Source organism: Elusimicrobiota bacterium, assembly GCA_016218575.1.
Classification (GTDB): domain Bacteria; phylum Elusimicrobiota; class Elusimicrobia; order UBA1565; family UBA9628; genus JACRDN01.
The window spans coordinates 168,717-189,040 of the sequence record JACRDN010000016.1 but is presented as its reverse complement, the minus strand read 5'-3'; the positions used below and the strand labels follow the sequence as shown (position 1 = coordinate 189,040).

Sequence of the window (20,324 nt, the reverse complement as noted above, 5' to 3'; positions counted from 1 at the left end):
GATGGATTACGAAAGAAGCACGCGCGACGCGTATCTCACCTCCGCGAGGGCGGCCGAGTACAGAAAGCACCAGACCAAGGATTGGACTTGGGCGAGATTCGTCACTTGCCTGGAGCAGAGGGCGATTGCCAGGGAGCTGGGGCGGTACCGGTGGAGTTCCTCGGACCAATTGCTGGACATCCCTTGCGGGACCGGCATCCTGGGCAAGGTCTTGCGCCGCTTCCCTTTCAAGATTGTGGCCAGCGACATATCTTCCGAGATGATGAGCTTGGCCCGGGAGGAATATCCGGGCGGCCGGTTGGAGGCCTGCGTCCGGGCCGACATCACCGCCACCCCCTTCCCCAGGGGCTCCTTTGCGTGCGTCGTCACCTTGGGATTCCTGCACCGCGTTCCTCGCGAGGTTAAGCGCGCCGCGTTGCGCGAGATTAGCGCTTTGTCTAATAGAGTGGTGATCGTGAGCTGCAGCGTGGACACGCCCCTCCAGCGCCTGAAGCATTTCCTCCTGTCGCGGCTCACGCCCGGCCACGTGCCCGCCCCCTGCCCGGCCCCGCTGGAGGAGGTCATGGGCGAGTGCCGATCTCAAGGACTTCGCGTGGCGCGCGCCTTCATGGTGGCGCCGGTTCTCTCTTCGCACGCCCTTTTGGTCCTCGAGAAATGACCTCGGCCGTTCCCCGGCCCTTCAATATCGCCCTCGTTTGCCCGGACGGGCTCTCCGTGGTTTTGTTCTGCAAGGGGATGATCGGGTCCTTGCTCCGGATTCCGAACGCGAAAGTCTTCGTCGTGTGCGAGACCGGGGTCCACGGGGAGGAAATCGAGGCGTTGGGGGCTTCATGCGTGTCGGTTCCCATGTACCGGTGGCTGAGTCCCTGGGAGGACTTGAAATATCTTTGGCGCCTCTGGCGCGTCATGCGTCGGCGCGAGTTCGACGCGGTCCTGAACTTCTGCACCAAGCAGAACATCTACGGGGCGCTCGCGGCCAAGGGCGCCGGGGTTGGGTTGGTGTGCATGCACGTGGTGGGCTTGGGTTCCGGCTTCGAGAGCCGCGCGGACCTCAGAGGGAAGATCACGCGCCGGGCCTTCATGAGCCTCTACCGCCTGGCCTGCCGCTGGAGCCGAAGGGCGTGGTTCACCAACGCCCGCGACCGCGCGTTTTTCGTCCAGCAGGGCTTGATCCGGGAGGAGAACACGGTTTTGAGCCGCAATTATCTCGACACCGGCGAGTACGCGGTGGAGCTGGTGGGCGAGCGGCGCCGGGAGGCGGCGAAGGCCCTTTGCGGGCTGAGGCCCGCCGAGAGAGCCGTGGTCATGGTGGGGCGGATGATTTGGCAGAAGGGAGTCCGCGAGTTCGCCGAGGCGGCGGAGCGGCTCAGGGGAAAGCGTCCGGAACTCAAATTCATTCTCGTCGCGCCCCTGGAGCCGGACAGCCGGGACGCGGTCCCGGAATCCTTCGCGCGGGAAATGGAAAAAAGGGCGAATTTCAGATGGCTTGGCTTTCAAAGCGACGTGAAGAGCTTTTACGCCATAGCCGATTTGGCCGTGCTGCCGACCTACTACAGGGAGGGCGGCTATCCGCGCGGACTCCTGGAGCCCATGGCCATGGGCAAGCCCGTCATCACGACGACCAGCGAGGACTGCCGCGGCGCCGTGGAGGAAGGGAGAAACGGCTTTCTCGTCCCGATCAAGGATTCGCGGGCGTTGGCCGACGCGATCGAGCGGGTCATGGCCGACGACGTTTTGCGGGCGGAATTGGGGCGTTATTCGCGCATGAAAGCGATGCGGGACTTTGACGAGAGGCTGATCGTGCCGAAAGCCCTTCAGGACCTGGGCCTGCCCGTGCCCGAGCCGTCTCTAAAATGTTGAAAAATGATATAATCGCGCGAAGTGTCTAAACGACTCTTTGACGCCTTTTTTTCCTTGGCTGCGTTGACGATCCTTTCCCCCGTTTTTTTTGCGGTCGCGCTGCTGATAAAATTGGGGTCGCCGGGGTCCGTTTTTTATCGAGGCTCGCGGATAGGGCTCAACGGCAGGCCGTTTCGCATCTTGAAGTTCCGCACGATGGTGGAAAACGCCGATAAAATCGGCGGCCCGTCCACTTCGTCCGACGACCCGCGGCTCACCCGCATCGGGGCTTTGCTGCGCCGGTATAAATTCGATGAGCTGCCGCAGTTTTGGAACGTTTTCGTCGGAGAGATGAGTTTCGTGGGCCCGCGCCCAGAGGTGCCTTCCGAAGTCGCCGAGTATGATGAATCGACCCGCCGGCTGTTGACGGTTCGGCCCGGGATCACGGATTATTCCTCGATTCGCTTCCGCAATGAAGGCGAAATCCTCAAGGGGCAGTCGGATCCGCACAAGGCCTATAAAGCGCTGATACAGCCGGAAAAAATACGGCTGGGGTTGGAATACGTGGACAATCACAATCTATGGGTGGACCTCAAGCTTATATTCAAGACGATAACGGCGATCGCGCAATAAACATGGCTGACAGGATCTCCGAGCTCGAGGAGTTGGCCCGTTTCATACGGCTGACTTCCGTGAAAATGACTCATTTCGCGTCCAGCGCCCACGTGGGCGGGTCTCTTTCCATGGCGGATCTTCTGGCCGCGCTTTACGGAGGGGTGCTCAAGGTGGACCCCGCCAAGCCCAAGTGGAAGAGCCGCGACCGCTTCATTCTGAGCAAGGGACATGCCTGCGCCGGCCTCTACGCGGCGCTGGCTCGGAAGGGCTTCTTCCCGGTGGAATGGCTTGAGACTTTTTACCGCAACGGCGGCAGGCTCCACGGGCATTCCACCCATGGCGTGCCCGGGATCGAGGTTTCCACCGGCTCCCTGGGGCACGGGCTTCCGATCGCCTGCGGCATGGCGCTCGCCGCCAAGAGGGATCGCGCCAAGCACCGGGTTTTCTGCCTCTTGAGCGATGGGGAGTGCGACGAGGGCTCGACCTGGGAAGCGGCGCTGTTCGCTGGGCATCACGGTTTGGACAATCTGGTGGCGATCGTGGACTACAACAAGATCCAGAGCCTTGGCCGCACCAAGGAGGTCCTCGATCTCGACCCATTCGCCAAGAAATGGGAGGGCTTCCGCTGGGCCGTGCGCGAGATCGATGGGCATGACCTCGGCCTCATAGACGAGACGCTTAGAAAGGCGCCCTTCGAGCCGGGCAGACCCTCCTGCGTGGTGGCCCACACGGTGAAGGGCAAGGGGGTCAGCTTCATGGAAGACAAGCTTCTTTGGCATTACCGCAACGCCTCCGCTCAGGAGTACAACGCGGCGGTGGTCGAGTTGGAGGGGAGAAAGTGAGAACCGCCTTCATCAAGGCCCTGGAGGAGGTGGCGGCCCAGGATCCAGACGTCAACCTTTTGACGGCCGATCTGGGCTTCGGGGTCTTCGAGCCCTTCGCCGCGAGGTTCCCCGGACAGTTCCTGAACGTCGGCGTGGCCGAGCAGAACATGACCGGCGTGGCGGCTGGCATGGCGCTTTCCGGAAAGATCGTGTTCACCTACAGCATCGCCAATTTCCCAACGCTGCGCTGCCTCGAGCAGATTCGCAACGACGTCTGCTATCATCAGGCCAGCGTCAAGGTGGTGAGCGTGGGGGCGGGGTTGGCCTACGGGGCCCTCGGCAGCTCCCACCACGCCCTCGAGGACATCGCCATCATGCGGGCCCTTCCAGGCATGACGGTGGTCGCCCCCGGGGACCCCTGGGAAGCCGCCGCGGCCGCCAGGGCCGTGGCTTACCAGGACGGTCCCTGCTATCTGCGCTTGGGCAAGGCGGGAGAGCCGCGGGTTCACGAACGAGCGCCGGAATTCGTGATCGGCAAGGCCATACGCGTAAGAGAAGGAAGCGACCTCACCCTGATCTCGACCGGAGCCATGCTCCACGCGGCCCATCAGGCGGTTTTGAAGCTCAAGTCCCAGGGAATCTCGGCGCGTCTCTTGAGCATGCACACGGTCAAGCCGTTGGACGTCGAGGCCGTGCTCCAGGCCGCCGAGGAAACCGCGGCGGTGATGACCGTCGAGGAGCATTCCGCGACCGGGGGCCTCGGGGGCGCCGTGGCCGAGGTCTTGGCCCAGTACGCGGGCCGGCGCGCGCCTTTGTCCATCGTGGGCGTGCGCGAGGGATTCTGCCGCGGAGTGGGCAATCAGGAGCACCTTAGGAATCAATGCGGCCTCGGGGTGGAGCACATCGTGGCCGCGGCCCGAAAGCTCGTTTCCCTCGAAACGGACGGCATCCTGGCATGACGGCCCCGGCCCAGGCCCCCGCGGGAAAAACCGTCAAGTTCGTGGCGCCAGCCCGCGTCTACGCCGAGCTCAAGGCGGAGCTCGACGCCGCCTATTTCGACGTCATGCAGAAGGGCGCGCTCATAGATAGGGAGCACCTGCGCGGCTTCGAGGCCAACCTCGCAAAATTCGTCGGCACGAAGTACGCCGTGGGGCTCAACAGCGGCTACGACGCCTTGCACCTGGCCCTGCGCGCGGCCGGGATCGGCCCGGGCGACGAGGTGATCGTGCCCGCCCACACTTTCGTGGCCACCTGCTCGGCCGTGGTCAACGTCGGGGCGACGCCGGTCTTGGTGGACGTGGCCCGCGACTTCAACATAGATCCGGACAAGATCGAGGAAGCGATCACGCCTCGTACCCGGGCGATCCTCCCGGTCCATTTGAGCGGCTGGATGGCGGACATGCCCCGGATCATGGAGATCGCCAAGTCCCGCGGCCTCGCCGTGGTGGAGGACGCCTGCCAAAGCCTGGGTTCCAGCATCAACGGCAGAGGGGCCGGGGCTTGGGGCCTTGCCGGCTGCTGGAGCTTTTATCCCTTCAAGATCCTGGGCGGCTACGGCGACGGCGGCGCCATCACCACGGACGATCCCGAGGTCGCCGCCTTCGTCCGGCGCATGCGCTACAACGGCGAGGACCGCCAAACGGGCGAATACCATGGACATGGCTTTACGTGCCTGCTCGACAATCTGCAGGCCGCTTTTCTGGACGTGAAGCTCCGGCACCTGCCGCGCTGGATATTGAAGCGCAAGGAATTGGCGCAACGTTACCAAAAGGAATTGGGAGATCTCCCGGATCTGCTTTTGCCGCATTATCAACGTCTTGGCTCCGACCATGTGTATCAGAATTACACGCTGCGCTCTAAGCGAGGAGATGCCTTTTCCAGCCACCTCCGCAGCTGCGGCATCGAGGTTTTGACGCAGTTTCGCAAGCCCTACTACAAGCACGCGGCGCTGAAGCTCAAGGACACGGGATTCCCCGAGACCGAGGCATTGAGCCGCGAGGTGTGCTCGCTTCCCATGAGCGCCGAGATCACGGATGATGAGGTTTCGCGCGTGATCGAGGCCGCGCGCTCCTTCTACGGGCGGGGTTAAGGGCCTAAGCTCCCATGGCGCTGACTTTGAGCCGCCGCTGCGATTCCATCGTCCAGTCCGAGATCCGCTCGATGTCCATCGAGTGCGAGAGGCTCAAGGGCTTGAACTTGGCTCAGGGGGTATGCGACACGCCGGTTCCGGCTTTGGTGCGGGAAGGGGCTCACAAGGCCATGGGCGCGGGGCTTAACAGCTACACGCGCTACGATGGAATCGCGCAGCTCCGGTCGGCCATTGCCGCCAAGATGCTCTCCTACAACGGAATCTCGGCCGACCCCGAGCGCGAGATCGTGGTGAGCAGCGGCTCCACGGGCTCCTTCTACTCGGCGTGCCTGGCCCTTCTCGACCCCGGGGCCGAGGTCGTTCTCTTCGAGCCTTTCTACGGCTATCACCTCAACACCTTGCTTTCCGTGGAGGCCGTCCCGGTTTTCGTCAAAATGCGGGCCCCGGACTGGGCCTTCTCCAAGGAGGACCTGGAAAGGGCGATCACGCCGCGGACCCGGGCCATCGTGGTCAACACGCCGGGCAACCCGTCGGGCAAGGTTTACGGCCGGGAAGAGCTCCAATGGATCGCGGAGGCCGCGGTCAAGCACGACCTTTTCGTCTTCACCGACGAGATCTACGAGTATTTCCTTTACGACGGACGCAGGCACGTGAGCCCCGCGGCCTTGTCGGGCATGGCGGAGCGCACGATCACGATTTCCGGCTTCTCCAAGACCTTGAGCATCACCGGCTGGAGGATCGGCTACAGCGTCAGCCACGCCCGATGGGCCCAGATGATCGGCTACATGAGCGACCTCGTCTATGTCTGCGCCCCGGCCCCGCTCCAGGCCGGGGTGGCCGAGGGCCTGATGAACCTGGGTGGGGAATACTACGCGGGCCTCGGCTTGGAATTTTTCCGCAAGCGCGAGATGATCTGCTCGGCCCTGGAGCGGGCGGGCCTGGCCCCCTGCAGGCCCCAGGGAGCCTATTATGTCCTGGCCGACTTGAGCCGCCTGCCGGGGCATACCGGCAGGGATAGGGCCATGCACTTGTTGAAGGCGACGGGGGTCGCCTGCGTCTCCGGGGAGGCCTTCTTCCACGAATCCCGCGACGGCGCGGGCTTGGGGCGCTTTTGCTTCGCCAAGACCGATGAGGAGCTGGAGGAGGCGTGCGGGAGGCTCTCACGGCTGTGAGCGCCCTCGATTTCTCGACCGTGACGGAGCTCCCGGGCAATAGGGCCTCGGCCGAACAGCTTTCCATGATCCATACCCGCTACCGCCTGGCGTCGGGCTATTGCGCGGGCAAGGACGTCCTCGAGGCGGCCTGCGGCCCGGGCCGCGGCCTGGGCTTCTTGGCTCAAACCGCGCGGTCCGTGGTCGGGGGAGACCTGTGCGAGGGCCTCGTGGAGCAGGCCAACAGGCATTACGGAGGGCGCATCAAGGTCTCGGCCATGGACGCCCAGGCCATGCCCTGGCCCGACGATTCCTTCGATGTGGTCATCCTCTACGAGGCCCTGTATTATCTGCCGAGCCCCGAGGCCTTCCTGGCCGAGGCCCGCCGCGTCCTGCGCTCGGGAGGGGCCTTGCTCCTGTGCACGGCCAACCGCGAATGGCCCGAGTTCAATCCCAGCCCCTTCAGCCGCAAGTACCACTCGGCCTCCGAGCTGCGCGTTCTCCTCGAGAAGGCCGGATTCTCCGCCGAGATCAAGGCGGGGTTCAAGGTCGCCAACGATACCCCGGCCAGGAAGGCCATCGCCGCGGCGCGGAAAACCGCCGTGGCGCTGGGGCTGGTCCCCAAGACCATGAAGGGCAAGGCTCTCCTCAAAAGAATTTTTTATGGCCGCCTGGCCGAACTGGGCCCCGAGATCGACGTGTCGGCGCCCGCGCGGGAGCTCGATCCCTTGGGATCCGGGCCGGTCACGGACTACAAGGTGCTTTATGCCGTCGCCAAGCGCCTTCCGTAGGGCGGCCGCGTGCCTGGCCCTGCTTGCCCTCTTCCCGTGCGCATGCTCCCAGCGCGACCATAAGGCCGCGCTCAGCCGATTCCCGATCGGCATTTACGCCGTGGACGATCCTCGTCATCTGGCTCGACTGAGCGAGGCGGGCTTCGACTCCTTCCAAACCTATCGCCAAAGCCCCGCGCTTCTGGCCTCCCTCGCGAAAGAGGCCAGGAGATTGGCCATGCGCATGGTCTCGGCTCCCGATGAGCTTGAGAACGGCAAGGCTTCTCTCGCGCGTGACTGGCCCATAGACGCCTGGTACCTCTGCGGAGAGCCGGATGTCGCCAAGCTCCCGCGAGCCGCGCTTCAAGCCATGTCGGATCGAACCCGGGCCTGGGACCCGGATCGGCCGCAGACCTTCGACATCGGCGAAGGCGCTCCCGCCAAGGTTTACGGCGGCGTCGGGGACATCCTGCTCATGGACTGGTACCCTGTTCCCCACCTTCCACTCGATTCCGTGGCCGACCAGGTGGACCTCGCGATGCGGGGCCTGCCCAAGGGCAAGCCGTTATGGATGATCATCCAGGCCTACGATTGGGCCGACGAGGTGATCGACCCCAAGAAGCGCAAGGGCCTGCGCTTCCCGAGCCATGCTGAGATCCGGTTCATGAGCTATCTCTCCGTGCTGCACGGCGCGCGCGGCCTCTTCTATTTCGCCCTCCCTAAGCTCGGGAAGACCCTCTTTGACTACCCCGAGCTCTGGCAGGCCGTGGCGGGAACGGCTCGTGAAATGAAGGCGATGCAGCCCATTTTCGAGCGAGGCAGGCGGATAGCGCCGCCCTTCTCCGGAGAGGCCTCCGGGCTGGAGACCGGGGCCTGGCGCTACCGCGGTCGGGACTACGTCGTCATCCTCAATCGCAAGTTCTCGGCCAAGCTGACGGTGCCAGATGAGCTCCTGCGCGGCGATTGGAGGCCCCTTTTCGAGTCCCGGCGCGATCCCAAAGAGCTTTTGGAGCGAGCTGGCGCCCAGTGGCGGCTGGGGCCTTCCCGCGTCTTGGTCCTCGAGGGAAGTCTGCGTCTTCGAGATATGATATAATCGGGTTTCATTAATTTTTCATGACATTTCGCTTCAGTCCGCGTCGGGTCGGAGTCGCCCTTTTCGACGTCGCGGTGGTTCTCGGGGCCTTCTTGGGGGCGTTCCTCTTGCGCTTCGACTTCAGCCTCGACTCCGTGGTCCTCGCCACGATGTTCCAGACGGCCCCCTACATCCTTGTCTGCTATTTCGCGAGCTTCCTAGCCTTCTCCCTGTACCGAGGGATATACTACTTCTCGAGCTTCTCGGACCTCATCAACATTACCAGGGCCGTCTCCATGGGGGCGGTTACCGGGGCCGTTTGCATCCTTTTCATGCGGCAGGGGAAATACCCGAGGTCCATTCTTCTCCTGCATCCAATGCTCACCTACCTCGGCATCGGGGGCGTGCGCTTCGGGATACGCTTCGTCAAGCATCATTTGAACCTGCCGCGCCTCTACGGTGGGGAATACCGCCACGCGCTTCTCATCGGCGCGGGCGAGCTCGGGGAGAGCCTGATGCGGCAGATCCTCAAGACCCAGGAGCCGCGCTACAAGGTCGTGGGCTTCATCGACGATGATCCGGCCAAGTGGGGCCTGCGCGTGCACGGCCGCACCGTGTTCGGCGGCCGGCAAGCCATCGCCGGGGTCCTCGACCGCTACCAGGTGGACGAGATCATCATCGCCATCAGCGCCAAGCGCGGCGAGCTCGTGCGTTCCGTGGTCGAGGCCCTGCGCGACCGGGCGGACCGGCCGGAGCTCAAGATCGCCCCGAGTCTCGAGGAGATGCTTAAAAGCCCCGGCCGGGAATTCTCCATGCGCCAGGTCAAGCCTGCCGATCTCCTGAACCGGGAAGTGGTCAAACTCGATCTGCCCCTCATCGACCGGGCGGTCCGGGGAAAAACGATCCTTGTGAGCGGCGGCGGAGGGACCATCGGCTCCGAGCTTTGCCGCCAAGTATTACAGTACGGCCCGGCCAAGCTCGTCCTGGTGGACGTCCATGCCACCTCGCTTTTTTACGCCGAGGCCGAGCTCCTGAAGGAATCTCGCGGGACAAAAATAGTTCCAGTTCTTGGGGACATCCGCGACCAGGCTCTTGTCGAGAGGGTTTTTCAGGAGCACAAGCCCCATCTCGTGCTTCACGCCGCGGCGCACAAGCACGTGCATCAGCTGGAATTCAACGTGCACGAGGGGGTGGCCAACAACGTCCTGGGCACCTACTATCTTGCCTCCGCGGCCCTGCAGCACCAGGCAGAGGTTTTTCTCCTCGTTTCCACCGACAAGGCGGTCCAGCCCTCGAGCGTGATGGGGGCCACCAAGCGGGTGGCCGAGCACATTGTCCGGGCCTTCGCCGCGCGGGGGCAGACGCGCTTCATGGCCGTGCGCTTCGGCAACGTTCTGGGGAGCTCCGGCTCGGTCCTCGAGATATTCCAGAGGCAGATCGCCCGCGGCGGCCCTGTCACGGTCACCCATCATGAGGCCACGCGCTATTTTATGACCGTGGAGGAAGCGGTCCAGCTCATTCTCCAAGCCGTGGCCATGGCCAAGGGCGGGGAGATTTTTATTTTGAAAATGGGAACCCCGGTGCGGATACTAGACATGGCCCGCAACTTGATCCTATTGACGGGATTGGAGCCGGACAAGGACGTGGAGATTCAATTCACGGGCCTCAAGCAGGGCGAGAAAATCCACGAGGAGCTTATTGAAGACTCCTCCCAGTGCGACCAGTCGGAGCATCCGGACATCCTTATTTTGCGCCAAGGCCATTCCCACTCCCACGCCAAGGATCTCGAGAACCGCATCCTTGAGTTTGAGATATTGAACCGAACTGGGAAGCCCGCGGCGCTTCTCAAGAAGCTTCGGGAGCTCGTCCCCACTTTCACCCCCGCCTCGGCCCACGAGGCATCGGGAGACGCCCAGCCCCAAGAAGTCCTAAGCTAGCGCAGCGTGTTCTGGATCAAGGACCGCTCGCCCGCCTGCCTTTCCGTTGGGTCGAGGTTCTTTTGGATGAGGGACCAGGCCGAATCCATGCTGCCCATGCTTTGGCCCTCGAGCGCGTTCCAAAGGCGCGAGAACCCCATGCTGAAGGCGTCCTTGCCGTCGGGGTGGGCATCGAGGAGGTCCCAGAGTCCGGCCGCCACGCGCCACTCGTTGGAGGGGCCGGCGCAGACGTCCTCGGGCACGTTCTCGATGCGGATGGGCGCGCGGCGGGGGACCAGGAACTCAAACTTGGCATCCGGGTCCTCCGGGGAAAGGCGCACGGCCGCGGCGAAGAAGGTGGCCCAGCCCTCGGACCAGGCCAGGGCCTGGGAATAGCATTCGTCTATCTTGTGCTGGCCCCCGGCCGGGTCGGCCCGCATGGCCCCGTGCATGACGGCGTGGCCGAGCTCATGGAGAACCACATCCCAGGCCGCGGCGGAGCTTAAGTCCAGGCTCCAAGCCCAGGGGCTGAAAAAGTCGGACCGGGATGGCCAGTTAAGGGTGAGGGGCTTGCGCCACCAGGTCGTGCTCGCGTTTTTTTCCAGGAAGGCCAAGGCCTCGAGGTAGGTCAGATGGAGAAGGCCCAACTGGGCGCTTTGCGATCCCGCCTCCGGCTTGAGGGTGCCGAGATCCGCCCCGGCTCCGGGCGAGAGCTCGAAGGGCGGGCTTTCCCACTCATAGCCGCGGTTTTGGCGGGGGTCATTGAAGCGCCAATAGGGATTGTCGAGCTTGAAGCGCAGGCGGTAGGTCCCCGAGAGCCCACGGGCGCTCAAAGAGAACCCGCCTTGGGCGTCGGCCGGGATCCAGGCGCCGGCAGTTCCGGACCCAACGAGCCGAACCTGGGCCAAGCGCGCCGGGCGATCCCGCCCGTCCCGGTCTTGAAGGGCGAGCCGTCCGTTTACGAGGAGTTCGGTCTTGAGGGGCCTCCAGGAAAATCGAGCCGGACTTAGGGAGAATACGAGAGCCTCGGGCTCTTGGCGAGCTTCTCGGTCCAGGCTCTCGAGAGCCTGGACTTCCAGGGGGCGGCTCAGATCAGAATCGTCAATAACTTGTGCCGCAGTGGTTGCCGACATCAGCAGAAAAAATGGGAGGAAGGCCATGGGTTAATGAGGGGCCAGTCCGAGGCTTTCCAAGAAAGCCTCGTTATTGGGCTCTCTCCCCAGGAATCTCTTGAGCGACTCCTCTTCTTCCCGGCCGCTTCCTGGCTCCAGAATCTCCCGGCGGTAGCGCAGACCCGTGCCGAGGTCGAGCAGGCCCGCGGACTTAAAGCGGCTGAATAGGTCTTGGGCGTAGACCTTGGACCAAAGATAGCCGTAGTAGCCCGAGTCGTAGCCTCCCATGATGTGTCCGAAGCTTGCCTCGGGGTGGGTGCCCGGGCTCATGGGGAAGAGGGCGATGTCCTTCATGAGTCGGGCGTAGAGTGCTGTGGTGTCGGCGGGGACTCGGGAATGGTAGCCGAGGTCTACGCTCGCAAACAGCAGTTGGCGGGAGTGCACCAGGCCTACGTTGAAATGGCGGGAGGCGATCATCTTCTCAAGCAGCTCGGGCGGGAGCTTTTTAGAGGGGTCCTTGTAATGCCCCGAGAGGGAGGAAAGGACCTCCGGGTCCCAGACCCAGTTCTCGAGCATCTGGGAAGGAGCCTCGACGAAGTCCCAGGCCACGCTCGACCCCGAAAAGCGCGCGAAGCGCGCCTTGGTGAGGGTTTGGTGCATGATATGCCCGAACTCGTGGAATATGGTCTCCACCTCCTCGTGCTCGCCGTGCTTGAGGAAAGTGGGCCGGCCGGGGGAGGGCTTGGTGAAATTTGCGACCACGGCCGAGACGGGCTTCTGGTAGCGGCCGTCCGCAAGAAACCGTCCCGAGACCAGGCTGAAGGCCGCGGCGTGCTTGTACTTGCCCTCGCGCGGAAAGAGGTCCATATAGAAGTAGGCCAGGGGCTCTCCTCCCGAGGCGTCGGAGATCTTGTAGAGCTTGACGTCGGGATTCCAGAGCGCGGCGCCCTCGATCCGGTGGAACTTGACTCCCAGGAGCCTTTGGTAGACGGCGAGCATCCCTTCCAGCACCGTTTCGATGGGGAAGTATTCCTTGATCTTTTCCTTGTCTACGTCGTAGCGGGCCTTCCTGAGCTGGTTATCGTAGTAGCGCCAGTCCCAGGCGCGCAGGACGGGGTCGGCGGAGGCGCCCTCCGCCTGTTTTTTGAAGGCGGAAAGCTCTTGAAGCTCTTTTTGCGCCAGTGGCTCGAGGCGCTTCCTTAAATTTCCCAAGAATTCCCTAACGCTGCGGGAGTTTTTGGCCATGCGCTCCTCGAGGACATAGTCGGCATGGCTGGGGTAACCCAGCAGCCGCGCCGCCTTTTGGCGCAGGCGCAGGGCTTCCTTAAGCAGGGGGAGATTTTCCTTGGCCGCCCTATTGTTGAAAAGGAACTCGAGCTTTCTGCGCGCCTCGGAATTCTTGGCGTTCTCCATGAATGGGAAATAGTCCGGATAGTCCACGCTCACCCGGTAGAGCCCGCCTTCCTTGGGCAGCCTTTGAATGTAGTCCTCGGCAAGCCCCTCGAGCTCCTGGCGGCTCACCAGAAGCGAGTCCTTCACATCGTTCAAATTTTTCGAGAACTGCGTCTCGAGCTCGACTAGCCGCTTCTTTATTTTCTTAATCTCTTTTCTTTTGGAGGCGGGTAGAAGAAGGCCATTCCTTTTGAAATCGAGCAGCTCTTTTTCAAGGAGCCTTCTAGGCTCGCCCTCCAGGGGTTCTTCCTTCTTCGCATAGCCATTTATCGCCGAGAAAAGATCCTCGCGGGATAATACCTCGACCTTGAATTGGTTGACGAGGCTTTCGCAGTCGTTCCCGGCGTCGCGCACGTCGGAGGAGAGGGAAACGTATTTGAGGAAGGTATCCGCGGCCGTTTGATCGGAAAGCTCGGCCAAGGTTTTTTCCAGGGCTTCCGGGGTGTTGGCGAAGGTCCTATCCCGGTCCGGGATGGCGGCCAGTTCCTTGAGCCGGGCCTCGGCCGAGTCCTTGGCTTGCCGGCACTCACGGGCCAGGGTTTGGGGGTCTTGGCCGAAGCTTAGCCAATGCGAGGGGGTAAATCCCGGCGCCTCGGCCGTCCAGGCGAGGGCGGCCGGGAGCAGGAGCGCCGGCGCGGCAAGAATGAAAGACGGTGAAAATGGCATCAGCTCACCCGCCCGGCTTTGCCGGGCTTACTTCGGCCGCCGGATTTCCAGCTCTTCGGAGGCGCCGCGCACCAGGATGAAGCGCGCCTCTCCGAAGCTCACGGCCACGGGCTGGCCCGCGGGCAGTTGGGCCTCGGCGATGGGCCAGGCCTTCGACTGCCGCCCCTCCTGGTGCATGAACAGGAAGCTGCGGGTCTGTGCGAGCTGGTTGGTCTGGGGGTCCACGTCCGTTCCGTACAAGGTCCAGTACTCGATGTCCTCGTGCGAGAAGACGAAGGACTTGGCCTTGAGGGCGTCTAGGATCGCTCCGGTTTTTACTTGATTGTAGGGGCCCTCGGTGCCATCGAGCGGGGTCATCCGGAGCAGGCTGCCCCGGATGGGGTCGAAGAGGTTGATGACGACCTTGAACTTGTAGCTGAGACCCGGCTCTATGGTGATGTCGATGCCGGAGCCGATCAGGGCCTTGAGCTCCTTGATCGGGGCGATGACGAGCTTTCGGCCCTGTTGGAAGGTGGCGAAATAGCTCTTGAAGGCTGCGTCCCCGGCCACGCTGATGTCCCACTCAGAGGCCCCTAGGGGCTTGGTGATGAGGTCCCGGTGCTTGTCGAGCTGCGCGGCAAGGTTTATGCGGGCCACGATTTCACCAACCTCCCCGGAGGAGCCCAGGAACTGCAGGCGCGGGTCTTCCAAGACCGGGAAGGGTGAGGGCGGTTCCTCATCCATGGTGCGGGGCAAGGACGGCAGCAGTCGCAGTCCGGGCAGGGCTTCCACGGCGGCCGTAAAGCCGGCTTGGCCCGCGGCCTTGAGGCTTTCGATCGGCGCCGCGTGGGCGGCGACGGACAGAGCAGAGACGAACAGGAATGCCAGGATTCTCATTTAGCTCCTCCTAAGGTGCGCGGTAGTGCGGCGCCATCCGCGTCGCGGGCTCGCAGGGGGTTGTCGGCCAGGTCCATGAGATAGAGGGCGGGGCGGATGTTGTTCTGGAAGGTGGTGGCTATGGCTCCAGCACCCGGGTAAAAGCCGCCCTGCCACATGCTTTTGGGGGTCAGCTCGAAGGTGAATGAGAATATCCCGCGCGTCCCCCAGGCCCAGTCCGTGGTGTCTCCGGAGGCGATGTAGAGCTCGCTCGACTGCTCCGGCTTGTAGCCCGTCATGCGCCCCATGGCCTGGGCCATGGATTGGTAGGCGGCCAGGGCCGGCCCTTCGTCTATGGGGTCGTAGGTGTGGCCCCAGGGGTAGAGGATGAGCTCGCTGAAGGTGTGGTAGCTGAGAAGAATCCTCAGGTTGGCGCGGGACTCCACGAAATTCTTGATTGCGACCGTCTCTGGCTCCGAGAAGGGGCTCGGGCCCCGGTAGATGTCAGAGGCGGGGTTGCTTGAGGCCCCGCCCTCTCCCCAGTGGAAGCCGTAGTTCCGGTTCAAGTCCACGCCCACGGCCCCGTTGCCGCTGTCGCGCATGTTCTTGCGGTGCATGTGGTAATTGCCGTCATGGATGTCGTATTCGACCCCGTCGGGATTGACCATGGGGATGATGTAGATGTCCCGCGAGTCCAGAAGCCTCTTGATATCCGGCTTCTGCCGGTTCTCGGCCAGATATTTGGCCAACAGGAGAGGCACCTCCGTGGAGAGGTGCTCCCGGGCGTGGTGCGTTCCCATGAAGGCGATTCCCGGCTTGTCGCTGGGGGCCCGTTCCCGCTCGCTTGCGTTGAAGCGCAGGCAGATGAGGTCCCGGCCCCTCAAGCTCTTTGCGATGGAGAAGCTTGAGACAAGATCCGGTGCCGCGGCCGCGATGGCCTTGAGTTCCTCCTGGAGACGCGCGTAATTGTGGTAGGCCCTATCCTCGGCCGGGAAATCGAGAGCGCCGAAGCGCTGCCGCAGGGACACCGCGGTGTGCTCGATCTTCTCCCGGTTCAAGGCGTCGAGCATCTCCTGCGTGCCTATTCCTCCGATGCGGTCGCCCAAGACTTCCTCAATGGAAATTCCGAGATTGACGATGCGAGACCTCTCTTCCCGGGTTCTGGCCGCGATCGTGATCCAAAAGCGCTCGGGCAAGTCCAACGGCTTTCCCGGAGCCTGCGGCACCATGGGGTCCGGTGCTGCGGCCGGAGTTTCTCCTTGGTCGAAGGCGCGGTCGGGGAGGGCATGGCAAAGGGACGGCAAAGTGATGCATGCTGCGAGGATGCCGAGGCGAGCTCTCTTCATCAAGACCTCCCATGGTCCTATTATTGCTATAGGACCATTGGTCCCCCAGATTCTATTTAGCCGGGCCCGAGGAGTCAAGAAGAAAATGGCCGGTGGTCGCCTCGGGCGTGGAAAGTAGGAACGGGGTTTGCCCCTCCAGGGGGACCGCGGGTCTTTTTCCTCCGGCCTCGTCGGCCGACTGGCGAAGGGCCGAGAGCTCGCGCATGGCGGCATCGGCCTGTTCCCGCGTCCCGGGCTCGGCGAGTTGGGACCTCATGAAGGGCAGCGGCGCCTCGTCTTCTTCCCCGGGAGCGACCCCCTCCAGGCCCATCGCCGCGCCGTCCTCCTGGAGTTTGCGGTAGAGCGCGTCCTTGTCGGCCACGCTCGCCGCGGGGGAAGCCCGCCTTTGCGCCTCAGGCATGGCGGGGGCTGGAGGAGAAGCGCTTCCGCCTGCGCCGGCGATTTCCCGCCGCGGCCGGCCCAGCCCAAGGGTGTTGTAAACGACGAGGCCCAGGAGAATCGCCGCCAAGGCCAGGAGCAGGATTTGAGCGCTATTTCTTATCGGGGCCAAATTTTCGGCGGAGCTCCCGGGCCACGGCCGGGGTGACGAAACCGTCCACGGGGGCTCCCAGCCTTGCCACCTCCTTGACCATGGAGGAGGCGAGGTAGGTCAAGGCGTCGTCGGGCATCAGAAAAACGGTTTCCACTTCCTTATTAAGCCGGCGGTTAAAGGAAGCGAGCTGGAATTCGTAGTCCATGTCGGAGACCACCCTCAACCCGCGGATGAGGACCTGCGACTTCTTGGCCTTGAGATAGTCTACCAGGAGCCCCGAGAACGCGTCCACGTCCGCGTTTGGGATGTCCCGGATGGAGTTCTCCACCATGGCGATGCGCTCGGCCACGCTGAAGGTGTGGTTTTTGGTGGGGTTGTTGGACACGGCCACGATCACCGTGTCGAAGAGCCGGCAGGCGCGGTGGATGATGTCGAGATGTCCCCGGGTCAGGGGATCGAAGCTGCCGGGGTACACCGCCAATCGCGAGGACATGTTAATTTGGAGTATACCAATTCAATTCGGTGACAGTTACCGAATTAAGCCGTCACCGAATTCAACACTGAAAAATAGCGCGCCTGGGGGTGGTGGAAGACCAAGGCCGAGACGCTGGCCTCCGGCTCCATCATGAAGCCCTCGGTGAGGGAAACCCCGATGTTCTTTTCGGGCTCGAGCAGGTGGAAGAGCTTTTCCTGGTCCTCGAGGCTCGGGCAGGCCGGGTAGCCGAAGCTCACGCGCAGGCCGCGGTAGCGCGCCTGGAACTTGTCCTTGAGAGTGAGGCTCGGGGCGTCGGCGAAGCCCCACATGGCGCGCAGGCGCTCGTGCAGGAGCTCGGCGAAGCCTTCGGCCGCCTCTATCGCGATGGCTTGGAGGGCGTGCGACTTGAAATACTCCCCTTTCTCCCGGTAGCAGTCCGAGAGCTCGCGCACGCCGGAGCCGCAGGTGACCACGAACAAGGCGATGAAGTCCTTGGAGGCGCTCTTAGGCCGCACGTAGTCGGCCAGGCAAAGCTTGTCGCCGGAGTCTTGCCGCGGAAATTCGAAAGCCTCCAAGGGGGCCGTCTCCAAGGGGGATCGGTATAAAAGAACCTTGTTCCCCTCGGCCTGGGCGGGATAAAAACGGTAGACGGCCTTGGCTTTAATCAGGCCCTTGGCCAGGATTTCACTTTGCAAATCCAGGACTTGTCGGCGCAGCTCCAAGGCCTTGAGGTTGCTTTCCTGGAACAGCCGTTCTGGGCTGCCCTTAAGCCCCAAATGCTTGCCGTAAAGCATGATGGGGTTTATGTAGCCGAATATCTCCTCGACCGAGAAGTCCGGCAGGACGTGGGGTTTGAGGTCGGGCGGCAGGGGGATATTATGATCCTGGCCGATGATGGGCGCCGCCGCGGCAGCGGCGCCGCTTTCGGGCCCATTAGGAGATGCGTTGGGCCTGACGGGTGCTGCCAGATGGTCTTGAATCTCCTTGTTTTTTTTCAAAAGCGCCGACCGGCGCTTTTGATCCTGGAGCTGGTTAGAGTACTCGAGGCCGGTCATGGCGTCCTTGGCGTAGAGCACGGCTCCGGGGTAGCGGGGAGCGATTTTCGCGGCCGTGAATTTGGCCGAGAGGGCGGCTCCTCCTACGAGAATGGGGATTTTGACGCCCGCATTGGCCAGATCCTCGGCCGTGACCGACATCTGCTGGGCGGACTTGACCAGGAGGCCCGAGAGACCGACGATATGCGGCGATATCCTCTTGATCGCCTCGATCAAGGTTTCGGGAGCCACCTTGATGCCGAGGTCCTCCACCCGGTAGCCGTTGTTCTTGAGGATGATGTGGACGAGGTTCTTTCCAATGTCGTGGACGTCTCCCTTGACCGTGGCCAGAAGCACCGTGCCGCGGGAGGCGGCGTCGGCCTTGTCCATGTGGGGCTCGAGGAAGGAGACCGCGGCCTTCATGACCTCGGCGGACTGCAGGACCTCGGCCACGATCATGTCGTTGGCCGCGAAAAGCCGGCCTACCTCGTCCATGCCTTTCATCAAGGGGCCATTGATGATTTCGAGGGGCTTTCGCTCCTTGAGGAGGGCCTCAAGATCAAGCAGAAGCCCTTCCTTGGACCCTTCGACCACGTTGCGGGCCAGGCGCTCGTCTATCGGAAGTTTTAAGCGCTCGGACTCGGTTTTTTTTTGCGCCACGGCCTGCCGGAAGTGAGCGGAGAACTCGGCCACGGCGTCGTAGCCCTGTGGCCTGGAAGGGTCCATCGGACCCTTCCAGGAGAGGAGATACAGGCAAAGCTTCTTTTCCGTCTCCGGAATGGATGAGTAGCGGGCTATCTTCTCGGAATTGACGATGGCCAAATCCAGCCCTGCCTCCACGCAGAGATGCAGGAAAACCGAGTTCAGTATCTCTCGGCCGGGGGCCGGGAGCCCGAAGGAGACGTTGGAGACGCCGAGAATGGTCTTGCATGAGGGAAGGGCCTTTTTGATGAGCTTGAGCCCCTCCACGGTTTCCATGGCCGAGCCCCAGTAATTCTTGTCCCCGGTTCCCGACGGGAAGACCAGGGGGTCGAAGATCAAGTCTTCGGAGGCGAGGCCGTACTTGCGGGTCAGAAGCTCGTGGCTGCGAAGCGCGATCTCCAGCTTGCGCCGGGACGTCAGGGCCATTCCCTGGGCCTTGTCCTCGTCTATGGTCCCCACCACCACGGCGGCGCCGTATTGGCGGAGAAGAGGCACCACCTTCTCGAAGCGCTCCTCACCGTCCTCCAGGTTAATCGAGTTGACGATGGACTTGCCCGGGCAGCGCTTCAAGGCTTCCTCGATCACGGCGGCGTCGGTGGAATCAATCATGAGAGGAACCTTGACTTTCTTAGTCAGAAAGTCAAGGAAGCGGATCATGTCCGATTGCTCGTCCCTGTCTGGATTGGCCAGGCACACGTCCAAGATATGGGCCCCGTTGCGGACCTGCCGTCGCCCGATCTCGGAGGCCTCCTCGTGGGATTCCTTGACGATAAGCTCCTTGAAAAGGCGCGAGCCGATCACGTTGGCGCGCTCCCCGACTAGTACGGGCCGCCTATCCTCGTCCAAGCGGAGGGATTCAAGCCCCGAAACGGTCGAGCGCCTGATTTTCGGGAGCGCGCGGGGCCTGCGAGCCTCGGCCATTTGGGCCAAGAGGCGCACATGCCGGGGCGTGGTTCCGCAGCAGCCACCCACGATGTTGATCCAGCCCGCGGCGCAGAAGCGGTCGAGCTTCTTGGCCACCATCTCGGGGGTCTCGTTGTAATGCCCGTTCTCGTCGGGCAGGCCGGCGTTGGGGTAGCAGAGCGTATGAAAGGAAGAGGACTGCGCGATGGTCCGTATGTGGTCGGTCATGAAATCCGGCCCGGTGGCGCAGTTGAGCCCCAGGGCCAGGAGGGGGAAGTGGGCCACCGAGTCGCAGAGGGCCTCCGCGGTCTGCCCGCCCAGCATGGTGCCCATGGTCTCGATCGAGGCGGAGAGCAGTATGGGCACGGACCGTTCCATGCTCTGGAAGGTGTCCAGAATGCCCAAGAGGGATGCCTTGATGTTGAGGGTATCCTGCTGGGTCTCAATAAGGAAAAGGTCCACCCCGCCCTCGAGAAGGCCGAGGGAAGCCTCGGCGTAGGCCTCACGCACCTCTTCGAAAGTGATGCCTCCCGTGACCGAGATGGTCTTGGTGCCGGGGCCCAAAGCTCCCGCCACGAAGCGGGGCTTTTGGGCCGTGGAGTGCCGCCTGGCCGCGTCGCGGGCGAGCTCTGCGGCTCTGCGGTTGATCTCGAGGATCGAGTCCTCGAGATCATACTCGGCCAGGACATGGCGGATAGCCCCGAAGGTGTTGGTCTCTAGGATGTCCGAGCCGGCCTCCAGGTAGCTCTCGTGGATCTCGGAAACGACGTCCGGCCGGGTCAGGACCAGGTTCTCGTTGCAGCCTTCGAGCTTGGCGCCTCCGAAGTCGGCGGCGGATAGGTCCTTGGCCTGGATCGCGGTGCCCATGGCCCCGTCGAGCAGCAGTATCCGCTCTTTAAGGAGGGTCTGAAGCTCTTCTTCGCGGCCGCGGTTCTTGAAATCCCAGGGTTTCACTGCGGTTCGGATAGTTT

General features: G+C 63.0%; 17 protein-coding genes. 10 read left to right on the top strand and 7 right to left on the bottom strand.

Annotated elements, in window-relative coordinates; genetic code table 11:
* The first annotated feature begins 1 nt into the window (after window position 1).
* The 10 genes from HY921_05890 to HY921_05845 are packed head-to-tail and all read left to right on the top strand — an operon-like array spanning window position 2 to window position 10,297.
* Window positions 2-658, top strand: coding sequence for a class I SAM-dependent methyltransferase (locus HY921_05890; GenBank protein MBI5630398.1), 657 nt, complete (start codon window positions 2-4; stop codon window positions 656-658).
* Window positions 655-1,860 (top strand): glycosyltransferase family 4 protein, encoded by a 1,206-nt coding sequence (locus HY921_05885; protein MBI5630397.1) that lies wholly within the window; start codon window positions 655-657, stop codon window positions 1,858-1,860. The genes HY921_05890 and HY921_05885 overlap by 4 nt, the downstream gene beginning before the upstream one ends.
* A 21-nt stretch (window positions 1,861-1,881) precedes the next feature.
* A complete protein-coding gene (locus HY921_05880) occupies window positions 1,882-2,472 on the top strand; it encodes a sugar transferase (GenBank protein ID MBI5630396.1) in 591 nt (196 codons plus the stop codon).
* Window positions 2,473-2,474: 2 nt separating this feature from the next.
* Window positions 2,475-3,296, top strand: coding sequence for a transketolase (locus HY921_05875; protein MBI5630395.1), 822 nt, complete (start codon window positions 2,475-2,477; stop codon window positions 3,294-3,296).
* Window positions 3,293-4,237: a transketolase gene (locus HY921_05870; GenBank protein ID MBI5630394.1), complete on the top strand. Its 945-nt coding sequence runs from the start codon at window positions 3,293-3,295 to the stop codon at window positions 4,235-4,237. The genes HY921_05875 and HY921_05870 overlap by 4 nt, the downstream gene beginning before the upstream one ends.
* The gene (locus HY921_05865; protein MBI5630393.1) at window positions 4,234-5,367 is read left to right on the top strand and encodes a DegT/DnrJ/EryC1/StrS family aminotransferase; all 1,134 of its coding nucleotides are present in this window, start codon (window positions 4,234-4,236) and stop codon (window positions 5,365-5,367) included. The genes HY921_05870 and HY921_05865 overlap by 4 nt, the downstream gene beginning before the upstream one ends.
* Before the next feature lie 14 nt (window positions 5,368-5,381).
* Window positions 5,382-6,539: a pyridoxal phosphate-dependent aminotransferase gene (locus HY921_05860; protein ID MBI5630392.1), complete on the top strand. Its 1,158-nt coding sequence runs from the start codon at window positions 5,382-5,384 to the stop codon at window positions 6,537-6,539.
* Entirely contained in the window at window positions 6,515-7,309 is a 795-nt protein-coding gene (locus HY921_05855) for a class I SAM-dependent methyltransferase (protein MBI5630391.1), read from the top strand. The genes HY921_05860 and HY921_05855 overlap by 25 nt, the downstream gene beginning before the upstream one ends.
* Window positions 7,284-8,381, top strand: coding sequence for a hypothetical protein (locus HY921_05850; GenBank protein MBI5630390.1), 1,098 nt, complete (start codon window positions 7,284-7,286; stop codon window positions 8,379-8,381). Before HY921_05855 ends, HY921_05850 begins: the two co-directional genes overlap by 26 nt.
* Window positions 8,382-8,401: 20 nt before the next feature.
* Window positions 8,402-10,297, top strand: a complete 1,896-nt coding sequence (locus tag HY921_05845) for a polysaccharide biosynthesis protein (GenBank protein ID MBI5630389.1) — start codon at window positions 8,402-8,404, stop codon at window positions 10,295-10,297.
* On the opposite strand, the gene HY921_05840 is transcribed toward HY921_05845, so the two are convergent.
* From HY921_05840 to metH, 7 genes are read right to left on the bottom strand one after another with little or no spacing between them, the layout of a single operon-like run.
* Window positions 10,294-11,409 (bottom strand): hypothetical protein, encoded by a 1,116-nt coding sequence (locus tag HY921_05840; GenBank protein ID MBI5630388.1) that lies wholly within the window; start codon window positions 11,407-11,409, stop codon window positions 10,294-10,296. The genes HY921_05845 and HY921_05840 overlap by 4 nt on opposite strands.
* Before the next feature lie 30 nt (window positions 11,410-11,439).
* A complete protein-coding gene (locus HY921_05835; GenBank protein ID MBI5630387.1) occupies window positions 11,440-13,506 on the bottom strand; it encodes a Zn-dependent oligopeptidase in 2,067 nt (688 codons plus the stop codon).
* Between the two features lie 27 nt (window positions 13,507-13,533).
* Complete coding sequence (locus HY921_05830; protein MBI5630386.1) at window positions 13,534-14,382, bottom strand: hypothetical protein; 849 nt, start codon at window positions 14,380-14,382, stop codon at window positions 13,534-13,536.
* Window positions 14,379-15,707, bottom strand: a complete 1,329-nt coding sequence (locus HY921_05825; protein ID MBI5630385.1) for a zinc carboxypeptidase — start codon at window positions 15,705-15,707, stop codon at window positions 14,379-14,381. Before HY921_05825 ends, HY921_05830 begins: the two co-directional genes overlap by 4 nt.
* 52 nt (window positions 15,708-15,759) lie before the next feature.
* Window positions 15,760-16,257, bottom strand: a complete 498-nt coding sequence (locus tag HY921_05820) for a hypothetical protein (protein MBI5630384.1) — start codon at window positions 16,255-16,257, stop codon at window positions 15,760-15,762.
* Window positions 16,238-16,732, bottom strand: coding sequence for a pantetheine-phosphate adenylyltransferase (gene coaD, locus HY921_05815; GenBank protein MBI5630383.1), 495 nt, complete (start codon window positions 16,730-16,732; stop codon window positions 16,238-16,240). The genes HY921_05820 and coaD overlap by 20 nt, the downstream gene beginning before the upstream one ends.
* Window positions 16,733-16,776: 44 nt before the next feature.
* Entirely contained in the window at window positions 16,777-20,220 is a 3,444-nt protein-coding gene (metH, locus tag HY921_05810) for a methionine synthase (protein MBI5630382.1), read from the bottom strand.
* Window positions 20,221-20,324: the final 104 nt, after the last annotated feature.

Bases quoted from the DNA above. Each gene is read 5' to 3' on its own strand.
- HY921_05875 (MBI5630395.1), top strand. From the start codon at position 2,475: ATGGCTGACAGGATCTCCGAGCTCGAGGAGTTGGCCCGTTTCATACGG.
- HY921_05835 (MBI5630387.1), bottom strand. From the start codon at position 13,506: ATGCCATTTTCACCGTCTTTCATTCTTGCCGCGCCGGCGCTCCTGCTC.
- HY921_05845 (MBI5630389.1), top strand. From the start codon at position 8,402: ATGACATTTCGCTTCAGTCCGCGTCGGGTCGGAGTCGCCCTTTTCGAC.
- HY921_05860 (MBI5630392.1), top strand. From the start codon at position 5,382: ATGGCGCTGACTTTGAGCCGCCGCTGCGATTCCATCGTCCAGTCCGAG.
- coaD (MBI5630383.1), bottom strand. From the start codon at position 16,732: ATGTCCTCGCGATTGGCGGTGTACCCCGGCAGCTTCGATCCCCTGACC.
- HY921_05830 (MBI5630386.1), bottom strand. From the start codon at position 14,382: ATGAGAATCCTGGCATTCCTGTTCGTCTCTGCTCTGTCCGTCGCCGCC.
- HY921_05890 (MBI5630398.1), top strand. From the start codon at position 2: ATGGATTACGAAAGAAGCACGCGCGACGCGTATCTCACCTCCGCGAGG.
- metH (MBI5630382.1), bottom strand. From the start codon at position 20,220: ATGGGCACCGCGATCCAGGCCAAGGACCTATCCGCCGCCGACTTCGGA.
- HY921_05825 (MBI5630385.1), bottom strand. From the start codon at position 15,707: ATGAAGAGAGCTCGCCTCGGCATCCTCGCAGCATGCATCACTTTGCCG.
- HY921_05865 (MBI5630393.1), top strand. From the start codon at position 4,234: ATGACGGCCCCGGCCCAGGCCCCCGCGGGAAAAACCGTCAAGTTCGTG.
- HY921_05840 (MBI5630388.1), bottom strand. From the start codon at position 11,409: ATGTCGGCAACCACTGCGGCACAAGTTATTGACGATTCTGATCTGAGC.
- HY921_05850 (MBI5630390.1), top strand. From the start codon at position 7,284: ATGCCGTCGCCAAGCGCCTTCCGTAGGGCGGCCGCGTGCCTGGCCCTG.
- HY921_05885 (MBI5630397.1), top strand. From the start codon at position 655: ATGACCTCGGCCGTTCCCCGGCCCTTCAATATCGCCCTCGTTTGCCCG.